The 17,386-nt window shown below is 62.9% G+C and carries 14 protein-coding genes; 11 read left to right on the top strand and 3 right to left on the bottom strand.

Annotated features, from left to right (window positions below; all coding sequences use genetic code 11):
• Positions 1 to 27: 27 nt before the first annotated feature.
• Complete coding sequence (gene hemL, locus GTP23_RS02030; RefSeq protein ID WP_161033638.1) at positions 28 to 1,317, bottom strand: glutamate-1-semialdehyde 2,1-aminomutase; 1,290 nt, start codon at positions 1,315 to 1,317, stop codon at positions 28 to 30.
• A 16-nt stretch (positions 1,318 to 1,333) separates the two neighbouring features.
• A complete protein-coding gene (gene thiD / locus GTP23_RS02035; protein WP_161033639.1) occupies positions 1,334 to 2,179 on the bottom strand; it encodes a bifunctional hydroxymethylpyrimidine kinase/phosphomethylpyrimidine kinase in 846 nt (281 codons plus the stop codon).
• A gap of 96 nt (positions 2,180 to 2,275) precedes the next feature.
• Here thiD and GTP23_RS02040 point away from each other — a divergent pair, with 96 nt between their 5' ends.
• The 6 genes from GTP23_RS02040 to GTP23_RS02065 all read left to right on the top strand — a co-directional run bounded on the left by GTP23_RS02040 (position 2,276) and on the right by GTP23_RS02065 (position 11,813).
• A complete protein-coding gene (locus tag GTP23_RS02040; RefSeq protein ID WP_020701174.1) occupies positions 2,276 to 2,428 on the top strand; it encodes a rubredoxin in 153 nt (50 codons plus the stop codon).
• Positions 2,429 to 2,510: 82 nt separating this feature from the next.
• Positions 2,511 to 2,930: a response regulator gene (locus tag GTP23_RS02045; protein WP_161033640.1), complete on the top strand. Its 420-nt coding sequence runs from the start codon at positions 2,511 to 2,513 to the stop codon at positions 2,928 to 2,930.
• Position 2,931: 1 nt separating this feature from the next.
• On the top strand, positions 2,932 to 3,297 hold the full coding sequence (locus GTP23_RS02050; protein ID WP_161033641.1) for a response regulator transcription factor: 366 nt from the start codon (positions 2,932 to 2,934) through the stop codon (positions 3,295 to 3,297).
• Positions 3,298 to 3,311: 14 nt separating this feature from the next.
• Positions 3,312 to 3,833, top strand: a complete 522-nt coding sequence (locus GTP23_RS02055) for a chemotaxis protein CheW (RefSeq protein WP_229255893.1) — start codon at positions 3,312 to 3,314, stop codon at positions 3,831 to 3,833.
• Positions 3,834 to 3,903: 70 nt separating this feature from the next.
• Positions 3,904 to 6,177: a methyl-accepting chemotaxis protein gene (locus tag GTP23_RS02060; RefSeq protein ID WP_371866787.1), complete on the top strand. Its 2,274-nt coding sequence runs from the start codon at positions 3,904 to 3,906 to the stop codon at positions 6,175 to 6,177.
• A gap of 29 nt (positions 6,178 to 6,206) precedes the next feature.
• Positions 6,207 to 11,813: a hybrid sensor histidine kinase/response regulator gene (locus GTP23_RS02065; protein ID WP_161033643.1), complete on the top strand. Its 5,607-nt coding sequence runs from the start codon at positions 6,207 to 6,209 to the stop codon at positions 11,811 to 11,813.
• 60 nt (positions 11,814 to 11,873) lie between these two features.
• Here the strand turns inward: GTP23_RS02065 and GTP23_RS02070 are convergent, their stop codons facing one another.
• Complete coding sequence (locus GTP23_RS02070; RefSeq protein WP_161033644.1) at positions 11,874 to 13,310, bottom strand: cryptochrome/photolyase family protein; 1,437 nt, start codon at positions 13,308 to 13,310, stop codon at positions 11,874 to 11,876.
• Positions 13,311 to 13,487: 177 nt separating this feature from the next.
• Between GTP23_RS02070 and GTP23_RS02075 the strand changes: the two genes are divergently transcribed.
• From GTP23_RS02075 to GTP23_RS02095, 5 genes are read left to right on the top strand one after another with little or no spacing between them, the layout of a single operon-like run.
• On the top strand, positions 13,488 to 14,138 hold the full coding sequence (locus tag GTP23_RS02075) for a YqgE/AlgH family protein (RefSeq protein WP_155432898.1): 651 nt from the start codon (positions 13,488 to 13,490) through the stop codon (positions 14,136 to 14,138).
• Positions 14,139 to 14,153: 15 nt separating this feature from the next.
• Positions 14,154 to 14,540: a Holliday junction resolvase RuvX gene (gene ruvX / locus GTP23_RS02080; protein WP_161033645.1), complete on the top strand. Its 387-nt coding sequence runs from the start codon at positions 14,154 to 14,156 to the stop codon at positions 14,538 to 14,540.
• 43 nt (positions 14,541 to 14,583) lie between these two features.
• Positions 14,584 to 15,099: a bifunctional pyr operon transcriptional regulator/uracil phosphoribosyltransferase PyrR gene (pyrR, locus tag GTP23_RS02085; RefSeq protein ID WP_161033646.1), complete on the top strand. Its 516-nt coding sequence runs from the start codon at positions 14,584 to 14,586 to the stop codon at positions 15,097 to 15,099.
• Between the two features lie 6 nt (positions 15,100 to 15,105).
• Positions 15,106 to 16,071, top strand: coding sequence for an aspartate carbamoyltransferase catalytic subunit (locus tag GTP23_RS02090; RefSeq protein WP_155432900.1), 966 nt, complete (start codon positions 15,106 to 15,108; stop codon positions 16,069 to 16,071).
• On the top strand, positions 16,068 to 17,375 hold the full coding sequence (locus GTP23_RS02095; RefSeq protein ID WP_161033647.1) for a dihydroorotase: 1,308 nt from the start codon (positions 16,068 to 16,070) through the stop codon (positions 17,373 to 17,375). The genes GTP23_RS02090 and GTP23_RS02095 overlap by 4 nt, the downstream gene beginning before the upstream one ends.
• The last annotated feature ends 11 nt before the right edge of the window (positions 17,376 to 17,386 follow it).

The raw sequence follows: 17,386 nt of genomic DNA on the forward strand, positions 1-17,386 counted from the left end.
AGTTTGCCGGACCTGCCCGCCGTTTTCTTACGCCAGTTTTTTGAAGACGCGTGCAGCAGCAGCGATGGTTTCGTCGATCACGGCATCCGTGTGCTGGGCCGAAACGAAGCCTGCTTCGAAGGCGGCCGGTGCGAAGTACACACCTTCGTCCAGCATGGCGTGGAAGAACACGTTGAAGCGTTCGCGGTTACCGGCCATCATTTCGGCGTAGTTGTTCGGCGGCGTAGCGCTGAAGTACAGGCCGAACATGCCGCCGATGGCGTCGGCGCAGAATTCGATGCCGGCATCCTTGGCAGCCTGGGTCAGGCCGGCAGCCAGACGGCTGGCGCTGGCGCTCAGGCGGTCGTAGAAGCCGTCTTCCTGAATCAGCTTCAGGGTGGTCATGCCGGCCGCCACGGCGACCGGATTGCCGGACAGGGTGCCGGCCTGATACACGGCACCCAGCGGCGCCATTTTGCTCATCAGGGCTGCGCTGCCGCCAAAAGCTGCCACCGGCAAGCCGCCGCCGATCACTTTGCCCAGCGCCGTCAGGTCCGGCTTGATGCCGTACAGCTGCTGGGCGCCGCCCAGTGCCACGCGGAAGCCGCACATCACTTCGTCGAAGATCAGGATGGCGCCGTGCTTGGTGCACAGATTGCGCAGGGCTTGCAGGAACTCGGGCGTGGCCTTGATCAGGTTCATATTGCCGGCCACTGGCTCGACGATCACGCAGGCGATTTCGTCGCCGTAGGAGGCGAAGGCGTCTTCGATCTGCTGCACGTTGTTATAGTCCAGTACCAGCGTGTGCTTGACGAAGTCTTCCGGCACGCCGGCCGAAGTCGGGTTGCCGAAAGTGAGCAGACCGCTGCCGGCCTTCACCAGCAGGGCGTCGGCGTGGCCGTGGTAGCAGCCTTCGAACTTGATGATCTTGTCACGGCCGGTAGCGCCACGGGCCAGACGCAGCGCGCTCATGGTCGCTTCCGTGCCCGACGAAACCAGACGCACCTGTTCGATCGATGGCACCAGTCGGCAGATTTCTTCCGCCATCAGGATTTCGCCTTCGGTCGGCGCGCCGAACGACAGGCCGCGCGTTGCCGCTTCCTGTACGGCTTTGATCACGGTCGGATGGGCGTGGCCGACGATGGCCGGACCCCAGGAACCGATGTAGTCGATATAGCGCTTGTCATCGGCATCCCAGAAGTAAGGGCCTTCGGCACGGGTGATGAAGCGCGGCGTGCCGCCTACCGAGCGGAAGGCGCGCACGGGCGAATTGACACCGCCGGGCGTGGTTTTCTGGGCGCGTTCGAACAGCTGATCGTTCTTGGAAGTGGTAGTCATGATGGCGTCGTCGAGTTCAAATAGGTAAAGCTTGCTGGAGATGGAAAAAACGGTTGGGCACCAGTTTGCCCATACCGTAGCGCTGTGCATGGGCCAGCGCGCCGACAGTATATTCCTGCGCCGTGGCCACGGCGTCAACCGCGTCGGCGCCGCGCGCCATGAAGGCGGCTATGGCAGCCGACAGTGTACCGCCGGCGCCGATGAAGGGGCCGGCCATGTGCTGCCAGGCGTCGTGGCTGAGCAGGCCGTCGGCGCCATACAGGGTGTTGGCCAGTGTGTTGGGTGCGGCGCTTTCGCCTTGCGCGGCAGCGGCGCTGGTGCCGGTGACCAGCACGAATTCGCAGCCCAGTGCCAGCAGGTGGTCGATGTCCGACTCCATGCTCTCGTCGCCGCCTTCGCGCCAGGTTTCGGCCAGCCGGCCCAGCTCCACCTGCGACAGCATCAGCAGGGTGGCTTGCGGCACCAGTAGCTGGCGCACAGCCGTCATGACTTCTTCGGCATCGTCATCGGACAGGGCCGGCAGGCGCGAACTGAAGGGATCGAGGATCAGTGGGGCATCGGGATAGTCGGACAGGATTTCCGCAATCGCGGCCACCTGCTCGACGTTGGTCAGCGCGCCCACCTTGAAGGCGGCCACGGTCATATCTTCCAGCAGCACGCGGGCCTGGTCGGAGACCCAGTCGGGATCGACTTCCTGCACGTCTTCGATGCGGGCACTGTCGCCGATCAGCAACGCGGTGGTGGTGCTCAGACCCGTGCAGGCCAGCGCGGAAAAAACCGCCAGATCGGCCTGCACACCGGTGGCGCCGGCCGGATCGGCGGCGCCAAAGCTTAATATCAAGGGAGAAGTTTGGATTTGCACGGCGGGTAGATTAAGATACCTGATTCAGCATTTTACTAGATTGAAGGGTAGGCCAACGTGAGTAGCAATGAAACAACGCAGCCATTCAAGACGTGGATGTGCCTGATCTGCGGCTGGATCTACGACGAGCAGGCCGGCCTGCCGGATGAGGGCATCGCGCCCGGTACCCGCTGGGCCGATGTGCCGATGAACTGGAGCTGCCCGGAGTGCGGCGCGCGCAAGGACGATTTCGAGATGGTTGCCATCTGATGTCGCCGGGCCGGGATTTACGCCGATGGCGCCCTGCCTATGCTATGGTATGGCTATCCATCCAGTGTCTAGCGTGTAGCGTATGACTGTCTCTCCGTCCGCTCAAAATCTGATCATCATGGTGATCGACGATAGCAACACCATCCGTCGGTCGGCCGAGATTTTTCTGACGCAGGCCGGCTATCAAGTCGTGCTGGCCGAAGACGGCTTCGATGCGCTCGCCAAAATCGCCGATCATCAGCCGGCACTGGTGTTCTGCGACATACTGATGCCGCGCCTGGACGGCTACCAGACCTGCGCGCTGATCAAGAAAAGCGCCAGATTCCATGCCACGCCCGTGCTGCTGCTGTCTTCCAAGGATGGCCTGTTCGACCGCGCGCGCGGCAGTATGGTGGGCGCCGCCGCCTACCTGACCAAACCTTTTACCAAGGACAGCCTGCTGGCCGCCGTGCGCGAGCACACGGGCGCAGCGCCGGCCGCCGATCCGATAGTCGAGGCATAGCATGGCCATACACCACGTCCTGATTGTGGATGACTCGCCCACTGAGCGTTATTACCTGAGCGATATCCTGGTACGGCAGGGCTATAGCGTGAGCACGGCCGAAACGGGCGAAGAAGCCATGCTGAAAATCCGCGCCAGCAAACCGGACCTGATCCTGATGGATGTGGTGATGCCGGGGGCGAACGGTTTTCAGGTAACCCGCTCCATCGCTCGTGACCCGGAGTTGAAGGATGTGCCAGTCATTATCTGCTCAAGCAAGAATCAGGAGACCGACAAGATCTGGGGTTTGCGGCAGGGCGCCTGCGCCTATCTGGTGAAACCGGTGGTAGCGGGCGAGCTGCTGGCGCAGATCGCCGCACTGGGCTGAAGATGGAAGCCAGCATGCCGGAACGCCGCAGCCGTTTGCGCCAGTATCAGGTGCAGCTGCTGGAACGTATGCAGGCTGCGAAGACAGGGCCGGCCAGCACGGGCCGCGAACTGGGCGTGATGATAGGCGGGCGGCACTGCCTGCTGGACTTGACCCAGATCAGTGAAATCGTGCCGCTGCAGGCGCTGACGCCGGTGCCGCTGACGCAGCCATGGTATCTGGGGCTGGCCAATATCCGCGGCCAGCTGACGGGGGTGGTGGAACTGGCCAGCTATCTGCATGGCCAGCTGCCGGCACCGACAGCGTCGGGCCAGCGTGACATTACGCTGTCACCTGCGCTGAAGCTGCATTGCGCTGTGCGGGTAGAAGCGGTGCTGGGCTTGCGCTATCTGGCGGATATGGTGGCGCAGGACGATGCAGCGCAGGCACCGCAGTGGTGCCGCCAGCAGTTCGAAGATAGCGAGGGCTGCCGCTGGAACCGGCTCGATCTGGCCCAGCTGGTACGCGAACCCGGCTTTCTGCAGGTAGGCTTATAAGAATTTTCAGGGATCAGGGATGCTGCCCGGGCAGCGTCAGTGATGGTGATTGCAAGGAAAGGCGACCAAGATGGGGATATTCTCGCGCGGCACCCGGCCAACCCAGCCAGCGGTGGACGATGCTGGCGGCGATACGCTGATGATGGGACAGGAGCCGGCCGGGGCCAGCGAGGGGGATGCGCCTTTGCGTCTGCGCGATGCGCTGGTGTTGCGCACGCCGGCGGCGGCTGCGCCGCTCGATGCGGGCGGCAGCTTCCGCCTGCCGCTGATCGGCCACCTGCCTGCCCAGCGTCAGCTCAGCATTCTGTCGACCACGCTGGCCCTGAGCCTTTTGCTGAGCGTGGGGGCGGTCGCCCTGAATACCATCCACAGTGGCTATCGCTCTACCCAGACCCAGGTGGCCAGCGATGCGCTGGTGCACTCGCAACGGATAGGCAAGGCGGCATCGAGTGCCGTGCAAGGCAGCGAGGAAGGCTTCCGCCAGCTGGAACAGAGCCGCAAGGAGCTCAATGGCGCCTTCCATCTGATGCTGCGCGGCGGCAGCTATCAGGGACGCGGACTGGGCGAACCTATCGAAGCGCTGGCCCCCACGGTCGCGGCAGCGCGCAAGCAGTGGCAGGCTTCCGATCTGGCCGCCGGCACTATCCTGTTGCTGAAGAAGGACCTGAGCGGCGTGGAAAAGACGCTCAAGGAATTGAACGCCATGTCGCCGGACCTGCTGCAGCGTACCGAGGAAGTGCTGGCGTTGAAGGTGCAGCAGGGTGGCACGCCGCGCGAAATTGCCGCACTGGGCAAACTGACCATGCTGACCCAGCGCATGAGCCGCAATGCTGGCGAATTTCTCACCATGGGTGGCGTCAGTTCGGAAACGGCATTCCAGCTGGGGCGCGATACCACCGTGTTCCGCAATACGCTCGATGGCTTCCTGAACGGCAGCCCGGCGCTGGGACTGAGCGCCGTACATACGACGGAACTGCGGGAAAAGATCGCCGGTCTGAAAGCCGACTTCGAGGATTATCAGAAGCTGGTCGCGGGCATACTCGACAAACTGGATAAATTCAGCGCGGCGAAAAATGCAGAGCAGCTGATTTTCAATGATAACGAGGCGCTGCGCCAGCGCCTGAGCGGCTTGCAACAGGCCTACCGCGCGGAACAGGATGCGCTGGGTCTGGCGTTCTGGCTGATGGTGGTGTGCGGTACGCTGACGCTGCTGCTGGCCGCTGCAATCGGCCGGGTGCTGCTGCTTGATTCGCTGCAGCGGGCCCGCAGTTCGGAGCGGCGCCGGCGCGAGGCCGAGGCCATGCGCCAGCAATCGCAGCAACAGGAAGAGCAGGCCAAGGCGGCCAATGCACAGAATCAGGCGGCGATTTTGCGCCTGATGAACGAACTGCAGGAAGTGGCCGATGGCGACCTGACCGTGCAGGCGACGGTATCGGAAGACATCACGGGCGCAATCGCCGATTCCGTCAACTACACGGTGGAAGAGTTGCGCGGGTTGGTAGGGCGGGTGACGGAAACGGCCGTGCAGGTGACGCAGGCCTCCAGTCAGGCACAGAATATTTCCAGCGGCTTGCTGGCCGCTTCGCAGCAGCAGTCGCGCGAGATTATCGACGCTTCTGCTACGGTGGTGCAGATGGCGGACCAGATTAACGATGTGTCGCGTTCGGCCAGCGAATCGGCCGAGGTGGCGCGCCAGTCGGTCGCCGCAGCCCAGCAGGGTGCGACCGCGGTGGCCAATGCCATCAAAGGCATGCATGAAATCCGCGAGCAGATACAGGACACGTCCAAGCGCATCAAGCGGCTGGGCGAATCGTCGCAGGAGATCGGCGAGATTACCGAGCTGATTTCCGATATCACTGAACAGACCAATGTGCTGGCGCTGAATGCCGCCATTCAGGCTGCGTCGGCCGGCGAGGCCGGGCGTGGCTTCTCGGTGGTAGCCGAAGAAGTGCAGCGGCTGGCCGAGCGCTCTGCCGGAGCGGCCAAGCAGATCGGGGCACTGGTGCGCACCATCCAGACCGATACCCATGACGCCGTAGCGGCGATGGAAAAATCCACGCAGGGCGTGGTAGAAGGCGCACGCCTGTCCGATGCGGCCGGCGCCGCTCTGAACGACATTTCGCAAGTGTCGGACCGGTTGGCCGAACTGATTTCCGGCATTGCGCTGGCCACCAGCCAGCAGGCCACTTCGGCCAGCGGCGTGGCGCAGAATATCCAGCATATCCTGATGGTGACCGAGCAGACGCAGGAAGGTACCCAGCAGACCACTTTATCCATTCACAAGCTCTCAGTGCTGGCGCAGGAATTGAAGAATTCCGTCGCGCGCTTCCGCATCGCGACCTGATGCGCCAGTATTGAAAGACCGAGGCAAGTATGACCACAGCAGATTTTCCACCTCTTCCGCAGTTCGATACCGGCCCCCTGTCGTGGGTGATGGTAGAGATACGCGAAGCCCTGGCACGCTCGAAGACGGCACTGTTCGAAGCGGGCGGACGCGCGGCAGAAGATCAGGCCACCCAGTTGCAGCATGCGCGCTCGCACCTGCATCAGGCGCACGGCGCGCTGCAGCTGGTGGATCTGGACGGACCGACCCAGCTGACCCGCCTGGCCGAAACCGCGCTGGACCGCTTCAAGGATGGCAGCCTGAAATGCACGACCGATCATGCACAAGTGGTGGCCGATGCGTATCAGGCGCTGGTGGAATACCTGCAGGAGCTGCTCGACGGTTCGCAGGTGCAGCCGCTGCGCCTGTTCCCCTACTATCAGGCTTTGCAGCAGATGCTGGGGGCGGAGCGCATCCATCCGGCCGATCTGTTCTATCCGCCCATGCAGCCGGCGCAACCCTTGCCGGTAGCCAGCGCGCCAGCGGCACCGGCTGATTACGCTGCCTACCGTGCCAGCTTCGAGAAGGCGCTGCTGCCGTATTTGCGCAGCACTGATCTGGAACAGCAGCAGGAACATGCGGAAGGCTTGCTGGCGGCCGTGCAGTCGATTGCCGGCGCGCAGACGGATGTGCAGGCGCAGACCTTCTGGCGTGCCATGCAGGCTTTCGCCGAACTGGTGGCAACGGGAAAACTGGCAGGCAGCCTGTATGTGAAGCAGCTGTTTGGTCTGATCAATCTGCAGATCCGCCGGCTTAGTCAGGGTAATCCGGCGCAGCCGGAAGGTATGCTGCGTGATGCGCTGTTCTTTGTCGCCTCGGCCGACACCACGCTGGCCTCCGACACGGTGCAGCAGATCCGCAAAGGTTTTGCACTGGATGGGCAGGTACCGGCCAACTATGAGCAGAAGCGTTACGGCCGCATCGACAATGGCGCGCTGGCACATGCGCAGGCTGGCATGACCAAGGCCAAGGCAGCGTGGGACCGGCTGGCAGCTGCCGAACATGATCCTGCGCTGGAGGCAGGCTTCAGCTCTGCGCTCGCGGACGTGGCGCGCGCTTCCGAGCAATTGAGTTTGCCGGCGCTGGGGGCGCTGATGCGCGAGCTGTCCAGCGTGGCCGACCATACGGCGCACGGCGGGCGCAGTGATGCGCTGGCGCTGGAAATCGCTTCGACGCTGCTGTTTGCCGAACATGGGCTGGCGCAGATCCGTCATCTGCCCGGCGACTTCGCGGCCCATGCCGATACGCTGGGCGCCCGTCTGCATGCGCTTGCCAGCGGTACGACGCCACCGCCTACGGGGCAATGGCAGGATGGTATCGCCGAGCATATGCAGCAGGACGATACGGTGGTGGCGCTGGCGCACGAGTTGAAGAATAGTCTGCGTCAGGTCGAGAAGACTTTGGATGAGTTCTATGCTGATGCCAGCCAGCGTGCAAGCTTGCTGGAACTCGATCCCGTGCTGCATCAGTTGCAGGGGGCACTGGCCGTGCTGGATCAGGATGACGCAACCCGTGCGGCGCAACATGTGCAGGCTACCGTGGCGGCGCTGGCGCAAGGCCGCAGCACGGGCAGCGATGCTGCGACGCTGGAAGAGGTGGCGCAGAATGTGGGCGCATTGGGCTTCTTCCTCGATATGCTGGGCCAGAATGCGGCTGCGGCACGTCAGCGCTTTGCTTTCGACGCCACGCTGGGGCGCTTCCGTTCCGTGCCATTCCGTAAGCTGGCCGCGGTCAGTAGTGTGCCAGTGCTGGATCAGGCGGTCAGCACTGCGCCGGCACCGCTGCAGTTAGTGCCGCCGATTGCGCCGGTTGCGGTGCAGGAAGAGGCGTCGCAGGCGGAATTGCTGGAGATTTTTGTCGCCGAGGCGCAGGAAGTGCTGCACACGGTTGGCGCCGCGCTGGCGCAGGGTGCACATGCGGGCGAAGCGGAACTGGCGACCTTGCGCCGTTCCTTCCATACGCTCAAAGGCAGCGCGCGCATGGTGGCGCTGTTCCAGTTTGCCGATGCTGCCCATGCCGTGGAGCGGGTGCTGAATGTCTGGCTGGCAGAAGGCAAGCCTGCCACGACGGCATTGTTTGACATGCTGGAACTGGCGCACCGTGAAATGAAAGTCTGGGTAGGGGAGTTGGCCGCAAGTGGTACATCGGCGCTCGATGGCACTGCTATTATCGCGGCCGCAGCGCGCTTGCAGCATGGTGGCGATGAAAGCGGCGCTGAAGTACAGGCCGCATCGGACGCCGTGGCAAGCGCAGAAGTCGAAGCCGACGCAGAAGCAGAAGCAGAAGCAGAAGCAGAAGCAGAAGCAGAGGCAGAGGCAGAGGCAGAGGCAGAGGCAGAGGCAGAGGCAGAAGAGAGTACCGCGATCGAAGTGGACGAGGTCGAGCCGTCGGAGCCGGCAGCGCCGCCGCGTCCAGCGCCTGCAGTCAGCGGGAATGTCATCGAATTCCCGACAATCGCGGCTGCTCCGCGCGACGACAATGTGAAACAGGTAGGCGAGCTGGAAATCCCGCTGCCGCTGTATAACATCTATCTGCACGAGACGGATGAACTGGTGCGTCTGCTGGCGCAGGATTTCGGCGAGTGGCGTCATGAGCCGCGCCGTCCCGTCAATCCGCAGGCCTTGCAGGCAGCGCATACGCTGGCCGGAACTTCCGGCACGGTGGGCTTTACTGCCTTGCGCGAGCTGGCGCTGGCACTGGAAGCCACGCTGGAAGCATTGTTGCCACCGGCTCCCCATCTGGATCAGGTGCAGCATGATCTGCTGGACTTTACGATAGCCCGTATCCGCCAGATGCTGCAAAGCTTTGCCGCAGCAGAAATGCCGGCGGCGCAACCGGAGCTGATTGCGGCTCTGCGTGATCTGGCCGAACAACTGGCCGCCACGGCGCCTGCAGCAAGCCCCGATATCGAAGCGCGGCTCGACGATCTGGTGGCCGACACCATGGACAGCCTGAATGCGCAGAAGCCTATGGATGCCGCGCTGGATCAGTTGTTCCGTGATACGTTTGCTGAAATCAGCGCCAGTGCGAAAGACAGCGCCGGCGAGGCGGCTGCTGCTCCGGAAATGGTCAAAGCGCGTGGCGAGGATAGTATTGATGATCTGTTCAATGCTGCCTTCGATGACACTTTTGCCGAGCCGCCGCTGCGGATGGCGGAACCAATAGCACTCGCACCAGAACTGGCGCCTATTCCTCAGGTAGAACCAGAGCCGGTCATAGCGCCAGAGCCAGAACCTGAATCGGAACCAGAGCCAGAACCTGAGCCAGAACCAGAACCAGAGCTTGAGCCCGAGCCCGAGCCCGTGCTGGAGGCCGTTCCCGCGCCTATGTCCATGCAGGTGGTGCCAGCAGCGGAGGCCGAGCTGATCGAACCTGTTCCACCGGCCGTGTACACGGATGAGCTGGATGCCGATCTGCTGCCGGTCTTCCTTGAAGAAGGTGCTGATCTGCTGCCGCAGGTTGGTGCAGCGCTGCGTGCGTGGCAGCACGAGCCGCAAGACAAGGAGCCGGCACAATCGCTGGTGCGCCTGCTGCACACGCTCAAGGGCAGTGCACGCATGGCCGGTGCAATGCGACTGGGCCAGCATGTGCACGAAATGGAAACCCATATCGAGAACATGCTGCACGCCGGTGCCGCTACTCCACAGGCCTTCGAAGAATTGCTGACGCAGTATGACCATGCGCTGCTGCTGTTCGAGCAGTTGCAGCAACCACCTGTCGCCGACGAAGCCAGTGCGGCTGGTGCCGACACTCCGGCCGAAGAAGACGCGCAGGCAAGCGGCAAGGCGCCTATGGTACGCGTGCGCGCCGATATCCTCGACCGGCTGGTGAATCTGGCTGGTGAAGTGTCGATAGCCCGCTCCCGACTGGAAAACGAAGTGGCCACTTTACGCACTTCGCTCGGCGACTTTTCGGAGAATCTGCAGCGCTTGCAGCGCCAGTTGCGCGAAGTGGAAATGCAGGCGGAATCGCAGATCGCTTCGCGCATGTCGATTTCCGGCGAGCGTGAGTTTGATCCGCTGGAATTCGACCGCTTTACCCGCCTGCATGAGCTGACCCGCATGATGGCCGAAAGCGTCGCCGACGTCGCCGCCTTCCACGAAGGGCTGGAGCGCAGTGTGGAAAGTGCTGGCGATGATCTGGTACAGCAAGCCCGTTTGACGCGCGAGCTGCAGCACGATCTGATGCGCGTGCGCATGGTGCCGTTCTCCAGTATTGCTGAACGCCTGTTCCGGGTTGCCCGTCAGAGTGCCAAGGAAGTCGACAAGCGCGTCAACCTTGATATCCGTGGCGGTAACGTAGAAATCGATCGCAGCGTGCTGGAACGCATGGCCGCACCGTTCGAACATCTGGTGCGTAACGCGATTGCGCACGGCGTCGAAAGCCGTGCAGCACGTAGCGCGGCCGGCAAGCAGGAAGTGGGCGAGCTGCTGGTGCAGGTGAGCCAGCAAGGTAACGAAGTAGTGCTGGAATTTAGTGATGACGGCGCCGGCCTCGATCTGACCCGCATCCGTGCCAAGGGCATAGAAAATGGCCTTCTGGCTCCTGAAGCATCGCCTAGCGATGCCCAGATCGCCCAGCTGATTTTCACCCCCGGTTTCTCTACTGCCAGCGCGCTGACCGAACTGTCGGGCCGCGGCGTGGGCATGGATGTGGTGCAGTCGGAAGCCCAGTCGCTCGGTGGCCGCGTCGAGCTGGCAACCGAAGCGGGCAAGGGTGCCCGCATAACGATACATCTGCCGATCACGCTGGCCGTTTCGCAGGTGGTGCTGGTACGTGCAGGCGACAAGTCCTATGCCGTGCCCGCCGTGATGGTGGAGCAGGTGGCGCAGTTGAGGGAATCGCTGCTGGCGGAAGGCCAGAGCCACGGCAGCATCAGCCTGCAGGGCCAGCAACTGGCATTTGATTATCTGCCTGCGCTGCTGGGACATCCCGGCCCATCGGCAGCGTTGCGTGCTGCTCCCGTGCTGATGCTGCGCCATGGCGCGGAGCGGCTGGCGCTGGTGGTCGATGAAGTGCAGGGCAACCGCGAAGTGGTGATCAAGAATCTGGGTCCGCAACTGGCGCGCATGGTCGGCATTTCCGGTGCGACGGTGCTGGGGTCTGGCGAAATCGTGCTGATTCTGAATCCGCTGGCGCTGGTGCAGCATCTGGCCCAGCATCCGGAACTGCGCCAGCGCTATGCTCAGGCGACGCAGGAGCATGCGCTGCCACAGGTGGCGGCTCGCAGCGTGATGGTGGTGGATGATTCGCTCACCGTGCGCCGCGTTACCCAGCGTCTGCTCGAACGCGAGGGCTATCAGGTCATGCTGGCCAAGGATGGCGTGGATGCGCTCGAACAGCTCCAGACCAGCGTGCCGGACCTGATGCTGGTCGATATCGAGATGCCGCGCATGGATGGTTTCGATCTGACGCGCAATGTGCGCGGCGATGAGCGCAGCCGCCATGTTCCCATCATCATGATCACCTCGCGTAGCGCCGACAAGCACCGCAATCTGGCGCTGGAACTGGGCGTGAATGCCTTCTTCGGCAAGCCGTATCAGGAAGAGGTGTTGCTGCAGGCGATAGCCGGCTTGCTCGAGCAGAGCAAGCAGTAGCGCCTGACGGATAGCGGGGACGGGGTATGAGCAGGGCCGGCGCTGCGGCCTGCTGCGGTTTTAGTCGGTCTTTTTGACGACGGCGTAGCGCTCCAGTGTACGTTTGCGCGCTTCGTCGTGCATCACGATAGGCTCGGGATAATCGGGCCGCAGCATACGCGGCACCAGCCATGGTGCATGGATTTCCTTGTCGCTCAGGCTTTTCAGTTGCGGCAGATAGCGGCGGATGAATTTGCCGCTGGCGTCGAATTTCTCCGACTGCGTGATCGGATTGAAAATGCGGAAGTAGGGCTGGGCATCGCAGCCGGACGAGGATGCCCACTGCCAGCCGCCGTTGTTCGAAGCCAGATCGAAGTCGTTCAGATGCAGGGCAAAATAGGCTTCGCCCCAGCGCCAGTCTATGCCCAGATCCTTGATCAGGAAGCAGGCCGTGACCATGCGCAGGCGGTTGTGCATATAGCCGGTCTGGTTCAGCTGCGCCATGGCGGCATCCACCAGCGGGTAGCCGGTGCGGCCTGCGCACCATGCGGCAAACAGCTCTTCCGCCTGCGCTCCCTGTTCCCACTCGATGGCGTCATAGGCCGGCTTGAACGAGCCGCCCACCACGTACGGGTGGTGGTAGAGGATCATGGCGTAGAACTCGCGCCAGATCAATTCTGCCAGCCATATGGCAGCACCTTCGCCGCCCGCGCCGCGCTCCATCAGATCGACGATGGTGCGCACCACATGGCGTACCGACAGCGTACCGAAGCGGAAATGCAGCGACAGATAGGACGGGCCTTTCACGGCCGGGAAGTCACGCGCATCCTTGTACTGGGCGATACGGGGCAGGAACTGCTCGAACAGACTGGCCGCGCCGGACATGCCGGTAGGGATCTGCAGGCTGGCCAGATTGCTAGGTTCGAAACCCAGTTCGGCCAGCGTTGGCAGCGGCGTGGCGGTGGCTGGCGGCGGCGCCAGTCGCGCCGCATGCGGTTCGATATGGTAGGGCGCCAGCACAGTGGGATCGGCGGCCAGCTTTTTCAGCCAGGCGTTCTTGTAGGGCGTGAACACGGAGAATACGCCGCCCGTCTGCGACAGCACTTCGCTTTTCTCGAAGATCACCTGATCCTTGTAGCTGTAGAACTGGCGGCCGTCGGCCTGCAGGGCCAGCTGCACGGCTTCGTCGCGGGCGATGGCCTGCGGCTCGTAATCGTGGTTGCAGAACACGGCATCGACACCCAGTTCGGCCGCCAGTTGCGGGATGGCCTGTAGCGGATCGGCATGGCGGGTGATCAGATAGCCGCCCAGCTGGCGCAGTTCGGCATCGACTTCGGCGATGCTGGCGTGGATGAAATCGACGCGGCGGTCTATGCGCGGCAGTACGGATAGGATGGTGCTATCGTAGATAAAAACACAATACACGCGTTCGCTATGTTGCAAAGCCTGATGCAGGGCCACGTGGTCGAAGGCGCGCAGGTCGCGGCGCAGCCAGACCAGCGAAGATTTCAGTTTCATTCTGTCTGTCTCAAGAGGTTCGGGTGTGGTCAAACGTGGTTGTTGGCGCAATTCAGTGTAAACTATCGCTGAAATGATGGCTGTACACCGAGAGAGTTGCTCGCCGGCAGGCAGAAGCAGGACGCTGCCCCGCGCGAATACTACAGGAATTGTTGGCAGCTCAGAAAGATCACGATTATGACGAAAAGCAAACTCGGCACCACCACGTCTGCGCCCGGCCCCCTGCCTGAGGCCGCCGATCCGCTGGCCGCCGTCGCCCAGGGCGCGCCCGCCGCGCTGAATCTGGCGGATAATTTCCTAATTGCAATGCCGTCCATGCAGGACCCGGTCTTCGGCGGCACGGTCGTCTACGTTTGCGAGCACAATGAAAACGGTGTGCTGGGCGTAGTGATCAACAAACCCACCGATATGACGATGGAAACTCTGTTCGAGCGCATCGACCTGAAACCGGTCGATAGCGTGGACATCGATGAACCCATCATGTTCGGCGGCCCCGTGCAGGATGACCGCGGCTTCGTGCTGCACACGCCGGGCAAGCGCTATTCCTCCTCGCTGACGGTGACCAAGGACGTGGCCTTCACTACGTCGATCGACGTGCTGGAAGCCGTGGCTGCAGGCGAAGGGCCGCGCCGCATGCTGGTGTCGATCGGTTACGCGGGCTGGAGCCCCGGCCAGCTGGAAGGGGAAATCAGCCGCAATGGCTGGCTGACCGTCAGCGCCGATCCTGAAATTCTGTTCAATCTGCCCATCGAGCAGCGCTACACGGCAGCCATGCGCCTGCTCGGTATCGACCCGCTGATGCTCACTTCCGAGGCTGGCCATGCATAAGGATGCCTTGCCACTGTGAGCGCTGAAACCATTTTCGCCTTCGATTTCGGCGTCAAACGCATCGGCATCGCCATGGGCAATACCCTGATCCGTCAGGCCCAGCCTATTAAAGTCATCAGCGCGGTCGACAATGCCACCCGCTTTGCCGCCATAGCCGCGCTGCTGGAAGAATGGCAGCCCGGCCTGCTGGTGGTGGGCTTGCCGCTGCACCCCGATGGCGCCGAACACGAGATGACGGCACGCTGCCGCAAGTTTGCCAACCAGCTGCATGGCCGCTTCAACCTGCCGGTGGAACTGGTCGACGAACGCTATTCTTCCGCCGTGATCGGCGGCCAGCGCGGCGAAGTGATCGACGACCGCGCCGCCGCCATCATCCTGCAGCAGTATTTTGATACCCACTGATTTCTAAAACGAGAACGCGCCCTAAGCAGGTGCTAGCCACCCCATGACCTTACTCAACCCTCAACAACTCGACGCCGAAGCGCTGTACGCCACGCTGCTGGCCGACGTGCGCGCCGGTCTGGCCGGTGTGGCCGATGTGGCCATCGTCGGCATCCACTCGGGCGGCGCCTGGCTGGCCGAACGTCTGGCTGCCGATCTGGGCCTGACCGAACGCTGCGGCGTGCTCGATGTGTCGTTCTACCGCGACGACTACGCCAAGAAAGGCCTGCCGGCCGACGTCAAGCCGACCCGCATCAATTTCGATGTCAACGCTGCCACCATCCTGCTGGTGGACGACGTGCTGTACACGGGCCGCACCACCCGCGCTGCGCTGAACGAACTGTTCGACTACGGCCGTCCGGCCCGCATCATGCTGGCTGCGCTGGTGGACCGTGGCGAGCGCCAGCTGCCCGTCGCCGCTGATTTCGTCGCCGCCCACGTCAAGGTGGAAGCGGGCAAGGCGCTGGTGCTGCAGCAGTCCGACGATGGCAAATTCACGCTAACCATAGACCAGGCTTAATTCATCATGCTCAATCCGCAACTCAACAAACACGGCGAACTACAGCACCTGCTGTCGATCGAAGGGCTGCCCAAGTCTATCCTCAACCACATCCTCGATACGGCTTCTTCCTTCGTCGGCATTTCCGACCGCGATGTGAAGAAGGTGCCACTGATGCGCGGTAAGTCGGTGTTCAATCTGTTCTTCGAGAACTCGACCCGTACCCGTACCACTTTCGAAATCGCCGCCAAGCGTCTGTCGGCCGATGTGATCAACCTGAATATTCAGGCTTCCTCGGCCAGCAAGGGCGAATCGCTGCTCGACACCATCGACAACCTGTCGGCCATGCATGCCGATATGTTCGTGGTGCGCCACGCGCAATCGGGTGCGCCTTACCTGATCGCCAAGCACCTGCAGGATTCCGGCCAGTCGCATGTGCACGTGGTGAACGCCGGTGACGGCCGCCATGCCCACCCGACCCAGGGCCTGCTGGATATGTACACCATCCGCCACTACAAGAAAGACTTCACCAATCTGACGGTGGCCATCGTAGGCGACATTCTGCACAGCCGCGTAGCCCGTTCCGATATCCATGCACTGACCACGCTGGGCGTGCCGGAAGTGCGCGCCATCGGCCCGCACACGCTGCTGCCCGGTGGTCTGGAGCAGATGGGCGTGCGTACATTCACCAATATGGATGAAGGCCTGAAAGGCGTGGACGTGATCATCATGCTGCGTCTGCAGAACGAGCGCATGAGCGGTGCGCTGCTGCCGTCGGCACAGGAATACTTCAAGAGCTACGGCCTGACGCCGGAACGGCTGGCGCTGGCCAAGCCGGATGCCATCGTGATGCACCCGGGCCCGATGAACCGCGGCGTGGAAATCGATTCGGCCGTGGCCGACGGCCCGCAGGCCGTGATACTCCCGCAGGTCACTTTCGGTATCGCAGTACGGATGGCAGTAATGAGCATAGTCGCAGGGACGCAAGCATGAAACTACACATTAAAAACGGCCATCTGATCGATCCGGCCAATGGTATCGACGCCCAGCAGGATCTGTTTATCGAGGCCGGCAAGGTGGTTGCCGTAGGCGCGGCGCCAGCCGGCTTCAGCGCCGAGCAGACTATCGACGCCAGCGGTCTGGTGGTAGCACCGGGTCTGGTGGACCTGTCGGTACGCCTGCGCGAACCGGGCTACGAATACAAGGCCACGCTGGAATCGGAACTGCAGGCCGCGATGCAGGGCGGCGTCACCAGTCTGGTGTGCCCGCCCGATACCGACCCTGTGCTCGACGAGTCGGGGCTGGTGGAGATGCTCAAGTACCGCGCCAAGACGCGCAATCAGGCCAATGTGCACCCGCTGGGCGCACTGACGGTGGGCCTGAAAGGCGAGGCGCTGACGGAGATGGCGGAACTGACGGAAGCGGGCTGCATCGGTTTCTCGCAGGCGGAAGAGCCGATCGAAGACACCACCGTGCTGCTGCGCGCACTGCAGTATGCCAAGACCTTTGACTACACCGTCTGGCTGCGTCCGCAGGATGCCCACATCGGCCGTGGCGGCATTGCGGCCAGCGGCGCGATCGCTTCGCGTCTGGGCCTGTCCGGCGTGCCGGTGATGGCCGAGACCATCGCCCTGCACACCATCTTCGAACTGATGCGCGCAACCGGCGCCCGCGTCCACCTGTGCCGTCTGTCCTCGGCGGCCGGCATCGAGCTGGTACGTCAGGCCAAGCGCGAAGGCCTGCCGGTCAGTTGCGACGTCGGTGCCCATCATGTGCACCTGACTGATGCCGACATCGGCTTCTTCGATTCGAACGCGCGCCTGACGCCGCCGCTGCGCAGCCAGCGCGACCGCGACGCCATCCGTCTCGGTCTGCTCGATGGCACCATCGATGCGCTGTGCTCGGACCACACGCCGGTGGACGATGATGAAAAACTGCTGCCGTTCGGCGAAGCCTCGGCTGGTGCCACCGGTCTGGAACTGCTGCTGTCGCTGACGCTGAAGTGGGCCAACGACTACGCTGCCACCCAGGCTGCTAGCGGTCCGCGTCCGCTGGCACGTGCAGTGGCGCTGATTACTTCGCAGGCGGCCAAAGTGGCCGGGCTGTCGGCCGGTACGCTGTCGGTCGGTGCCTCTGCCGACGTCTGCATCTTCGATCCGCAAGCTCACTGGACGGTGCAGGCGGCTGCGCTGGCCAGCCAGGGCAAGCATACGCCTTTCCTCGGCTATAACCTGGCAGCTCAGGTGCAGACCACCATCGTGGCAGGACGTGTGGCTTACCAGCGCAATGCTGCCTGACTGAGTGGGTG

Origin of the sequence: Duganella fentianensis (assembly GCF_009857835.1) — a bacterium.
Lineage (GTDB): Bacteria > Pseudomonadota > Gammaproteobacteria > Burkholderiales > Burkholderiaceae_D > Rugamonas > Rugamonas fentianensis.